6 protein-coding genes are annotated in these 4,707 nt (G+C 65.6%); 1 reads left to right on the top strand and 5 read right to left on the bottom strand.

All coding sequences use genetic code 11. The annotated features are described in order from the left end of the window. Window positions 1-1,068: amidase (locus tag EN939_RS21485; RefSeq protein ID WP_127269575.1), on the bottom strand; the 1,068-nt coding region annotated here is incomplete at its 3' end. Window positions 1,069-1,212: 144 nt separating this feature from the next. Here EN939_RS21485 and EN939_RS21480 point away from each other — a divergent pair. Beyond that, window positions 1,213-1,488, top strand: a complete 276-nt coding sequence (locus EN939_RS21480; RefSeq protein WP_127269574.1) for a hypothetical protein — start codon at window positions 1,213-1,215, stop codon at window positions 1,486-1,488. A gap of 15 nt (window positions 1,489-1,503) precedes the next feature. On the opposite strand, the gene EN939_RS21475 is transcribed toward EN939_RS21480, so the two are convergent. From EN939_RS21475 to EN939_RS21460, 4 genes are all read right to left on the bottom strand, one after another. Then, complete coding sequence (locus EN939_RS21475; protein WP_127269573.1) at window positions 1,504-2,589, bottom strand: Gfo/Idh/MocA family protein; 1,086 nt, start codon at window positions 2,587-2,589, stop codon at window positions 1,504-1,506. A gap of 39 nt (window positions 2,590-2,628) precedes the next feature. Next, window positions 2,629-3,393: an ATP-binding cassette domain-containing protein gene (locus tag EN939_RS21470; protein ID WP_127269572.1), complete on the bottom strand. Its 765-nt coding sequence runs from the start codon at window positions 3,391-3,393 to the stop codon at window positions 2,629-2,631. Beyond that, entirely contained in the window at window positions 3,390-4,391 is a 1,002-nt protein-coding gene (locus EN939_RS21465) for an ABC transporter permease (RefSeq protein WP_127269571.1), read from the bottom strand. Before EN939_RS21465 ends, EN939_RS21470 begins: the two co-directional genes overlap by 4 nt. After that, a partial coding sequence (locus EN939_RS21460; RefSeq protein WP_335930797.1) for a substrate-binding domain-containing protein occupies window positions 4,388-4,707 on the bottom strand: 320 nt, incomplete at its 5' end. The genes EN939_RS21465 and EN939_RS21460, both read right to left, overlap by 4 nt.

Below are 4,707 nucleotides of genomic sequence, written 5' to 3'. Positions count from 1 at the left end.
CTCTTGGGGCATCAGCCCGCGCTCGACCATGGTGCGCGCGCCGGGGCGGTCGCGCTCATAGTTGGAAACGACGGGAAAATCGACCTCGACCACCTCGGCGCCAAGCCGCGCGAGATCGGCCGCTGCCTGTTGCCAAAGGGCAAGCACCGAGGCGCGGGTTTCGATCGGCGCATCGGCCTCGCTGTCGCGGCCGATATACATTCTGGGCACGCCGAGCCGCTTGCCTTTCAACGACCCCGCCAGTGCGAGGTCGGTATAGCGGGGCGGCCGCACGTCGGAGCTTTTCGGCAGCTTGACCCAGGGCTGCGCGCGCCAGAAATCGCCTCGCGTCTCGGGATCGTCGGCGACGATCACATCGAGCAGTTCGAGCATGTCGGGCATTGTCCGCGCGTGCGGCACCACGACATCCATGGTCGGCACAAGGGGCCAGTTGCCGCGCACCGAAATGACGCCGCGCGACGGGGTGTAGGCGACCAGTGCATTGTTGGTGGCCGGCGCGCGGCCGGACGACCAGGTTTCTTCGCCAAGCCCGAAGGCGCAGAAGCTGGCCGCCGTCGCCGTGCCGGAGCCATTGGACGAGCCCGACGCGAAGGCGGCGGTCAGATAGTCGCCATTGTAGGGGCTCTCGGCGCGACCGTAGACGCCGCGCTGCATGCCGCCATTGGCCATTGGCGGCATGTTGGTCAGCCCGATCAGCACGGCGCCGCCGGCGCGCAGCCGGGCAATGGTGAAGGCGTCCTCATTGGCGATGAGATGCTCGAAGGCGGGCGAACCGGCGGCCACCGTCAGGCCTGACACCTTGTAGCTGTCCTTGGCGGTGTAGGGGATGCCGTCGAGCGGTCCGAGCACGGCGCCATTGCTTCGGCGCCGGTCGGAGGCTGCCGCCTCCTTAAACATGTCAGGGTTGAGCACTGGGACGGCGTTGAGGCTGATGCCGTGGCGGTCGAAATGCCCGATGCGCCTGAGATAAGCCCCGACCAGTTCGACGCTGGTGACGGTGCCGTCATCAAGCGCGCGGCGCAGTTGGTCGATCGTCGCTTCGACGAGATGAAGGCTGGCATCGGTCATCACAGGTTCCACATTTCCACGCACCATGGATGAGCGAGGCAGCTGGCTTCGGCAAGAGCCTATCGCGGTCTTCTCCGGAACTTTTGTCCGGCTGGCGGTTTTGGATGTATGGTGTGATTCCGGAATGGCCAGGAGGGTATTGGCATGACCACCAAATGCGTTGCGATCCTAGCTCTCGCTGTCGCCATGGGCTCAAGCGCTTGCGCCCCGGCTTTCGCTGGCGACCGGCACCACGACCGCCGGGTCCAATCCGAACGCTACGTTCCCGCCGAAGGCGATCTCATCGACATCCTGTTCGGCGGCCCGCGCTACTACGATCAGCAGTTGGTGACGACGGCCGCCGGCGCGTGCTCCTATCATCGCGTCGGACCCGACGCGAATGCGGTGAACAAGATCAACGACCATCACTGTGGGAAGTAGGCGGCAGGCGGCGCCTCAGCGCCCGCCACTTTCTTTCATCCGCTCGATGATCTCGGCCATCAGCGCGAGGTCGCGGCGTGAATCGGCGAGGTCGGTCAGAGGCTTTGTGCCTTCGGTGATGTGGCGGTGGAAAATCTCGAGTTCATTCGAGAAAGCATCGCCGTAGAGAGGCCCGAAGGTTTTCGTCACCGGGCCGAGCGGGCCGGCATCGGTGACCTCCAGCCGCGTCGGCAGGCTTCGGATGTAGGGCGTGTCGTAGAGAATGCGCACACGCCTGGTGTTCGAGCGCACCTCGATCATGGCGTCGAACAGGCCGAGATCGTCGACCACCGCGTCGTAGAGACAAGCGAAATGGCCGTAGTCGAAGGTGACTGATGTGTTGGCGCCGCCATTGGTGCGGTGCGCGGCCAGCACGCGCGCCGGCTCGCCGATCAGCCCGCGCATCGCCGAAATGTGATGCGAGGAAAGCGCCGTCAGGCCGCGATAGGCGCGCACCAGATCGGTCGGCGCGTCGGCGCCGACCACCTCGCGGATCAGCGCGTCGCGTTCGCTTGCGCCACGCGCCAGCAGGGTAGGGTCTATGTCGTTGGGATAGAGGACGTTCTGGCTCTTCTTGAGAAAGTGCCGGCCTTCCGAGATCAGGTCGAAGATTCGGACATGGGTGATGTCGGCGTATGCCGGCAGTTCGTCCTTGGCCGCCAGATAGGCCGGCGCGTAGCGGCGCATATAGCCGACGAACAGGGTCTTGTCGTAGCCCGGCATCAGCGCCAGCAGATCGTCGATTTCGCGCACCGTCAGGCAGGCGGGCTTTTCCAGCAGGATATGCTTGTTGGCAGCAATCGCCGCCCGCACGAAGCGGCTGTGGGTGTCGTCGGATGACAGCACGAACACCGCGTCGATGTCGGGCGAACTAATCAGCGCCTCGGCCGTGTCGAAGGCCTTTGCCGTCGCAAATTCGGAGGTGACGAGTGACACCAGGCTGGGCGACACGTCGTACACGCCCGCGACCACCCAGCGGTCGCGCTGATCGCCCAGCACAGGCAGATGGATCGACTGCGCGACCTCTCCAAGACCTATCAGTCCGACACGAATTGGTGCCACAGGCGAACTCCCTTTGATTTTAAGTCTGATGCTGCAGGACTATGCCGCGCCGGTGACCAGCGCGACGAGCTCGTTTCCGGACGTTTCGGAAGCGCGCACGGTCGCCGCCATCTTTCCCGCCCGCATCACCCAGATCTGGTCGGACAGGCGGCGGACCTGATCGAAATTGTGGCTGACCAGGATGACTGAGACCGACTGCTCGCGCAGACGCCGGATCAGAGCCTCGACATTGGCGGTCTCCTGCACGCCGAGTGCTGCCGTCGGTTCGTCCATCACCACCAGCTTGGCGCCGGAGCCGACAGCGCGGCAGATCGAGATCGCCTGCCGCTGGCCGCCCGACAAGCGCCGCACACGCTGGTTGATCGACGGCACGTTGATCGACAGGCGCGACAGCATGGAACGGGCCTCGCGCTTCATCGCCTTGCGATCGAGGAAAGCGAACGGCCCGATGCGACGCACGATCTCGCGGTTGAGGAACAGGTTCTGCGCGACCGTCAGTTCGTCGATCAGCGCCAGGTTCTGGTGCACGGTCTCGATGCCGGCCTTGCGTGCCTCGTCGGGGTTGGCGAAGGGCCGCGCCCGGCCGTCGAAGAACAAATTGCCGGTGTCCGGCTGATGCACGCCGACCAGGCTGCGGATCAGCGTCGACTTGCCGGCGCCATTGTCGCCGATGACGGCGGTGACCTCGCCGCGACGGGCCTGGAAGGCGACGTCGGTGAAGGCGCGGATGCCGCCGAAATGCTTGCTCAGTCCTTCGCAGGCGATGATCGCCTCAGCGGCGGGGATGTGATGGAGCGCGCTCATTTCTGATATCGCATGATCAGGGCCGCCAGCACCACGATGGCGCCCACGGCAAGCGGTTGGTAGAAGGCTGAGACGTTGAGCAAGGTCAGGCCGTTGACGAGTGCTGTGAGCATCAGCGCGCCGATCGCCGGTCCCAGAATGCTGGCGCGGCCGCCGAACAGGCTGACGCCGCCCAGCACCACCGCCGCCACCGAATTGAGCAGCAGGCTGGTGTTGATCTGCGGTTCGGCCGAGCCGATGCGGGCGACCAGAAGAATGGCCGCGATGCCGGCGCAGAGACCGGAAATCGTGTAGGCGGCGATCTTGACCCGGTTGGTACGGATGCCGAGCGCGCCGGCGCTTTCCGCCTGGCCGCCGGTCGCCAGCAAATGCACGCCGAAGCGCGTGTGGTAGAGCGCGATATGGGCGACGATGACGGCTGCGATCGCCACCCAGACCGGATAACCGAACGGTCCGAACGAGCCCGAGGCGAGCCTGAGCAGGAAGGTCGAGCCGACCATGGTCGGTTCACCGCCCGACAGGATAAGGCCAAGGCCGGTGATGCCCGACAGCGTGCCGAGCGTCACCACGAAGTCGGGGATCTTGCCTGCGGTGATGATCAGCCCGTTGAGGAAGCCGACCGCGCTGGTGGCGAGAACCGCGAGCACGCAGGCGACAAAGATGCCGTAGCCGGCGGCGTTGACGAGGCCGAGGATGATGGCGCCGAGCATGACGGCTGCCGCTAGCGACAGGTCGATGCCCGAGGTGGCGATGACGAAGGTCTGGCCGATCGACAGCACGACCAGGATCGCAGCCGCCAGCAGCAGCGCCTGCAGATTGGCGACGCTGAGAAAGACCGGCTGGGCGATGCCGAAGACGATGACGAGGCCGACCAGGCCGACGACGGATGCCCAGTCGGCCCAGAAGGAGGGATCGAGGAGGAGAGCCGCCAGGGAGGGGCGGCTCTCCTCCGCACCCGCCGAATGGGCGGCGGGTGCGTTGTCTGCAGGTGTGCTCACTTCAGCATCTCGCGGAAGGGATCGGGATAGTCGCCGCCGGGACGCGGGAAGTTCTTCAGCGAGGCTTCGGCATTGTCCTTGTTGATCAACAGCACCGGCGCCGGCACGTTGGCCGGCAGTTCCTTGCCCTTGGCCGCCACTGCACAGGCCTCGAGGCCCATGGCGCCGACGACATAGGGATATTGGGCGACGGTGGCGGTGAGTTCGCCTGCCGCAATCGACTTGAGCGCGTCGACGATGCCGTCGAGGCCGATCACCTTGACGTCCTTGCCCGAGGTTCGCACGGCGCGCTCGACGCCGAGCGCCATGATGTCGT

This window comes from Mesorhizobium sp. M7A.F.Ca.CA.002.05.1.1 (assembly GCF_003998335.1).
Classification (GTDB): Bacteria; Pseudomonadota; Alphaproteobacteria; order Rhizobiales; family Rhizobiaceae; genus Mesorhizobium.
The sequence above is the reverse complement of the archived record's forward strand: the minus strand, read 5'-3'. Positions and strand labels throughout refer to the sequence as shown.

Bases quoted from the DNA above. Each gene is read 5' to 3' on its own strand.
- EN939_RS21480 (WP_127269574.1), top strand. From the start codon at position 1,213: ATGACCACCAAATGCGTTGCGATCCTAGCTCTCGCTGTCGCCATGGGC.
- EN939_RS21470 (WP_127269572.1), bottom strand. From the start codon at position 3,393: ATGAGCGCGCTCCATCACATCCCCGCCGCTGAGGCGATCATCGCCTGC.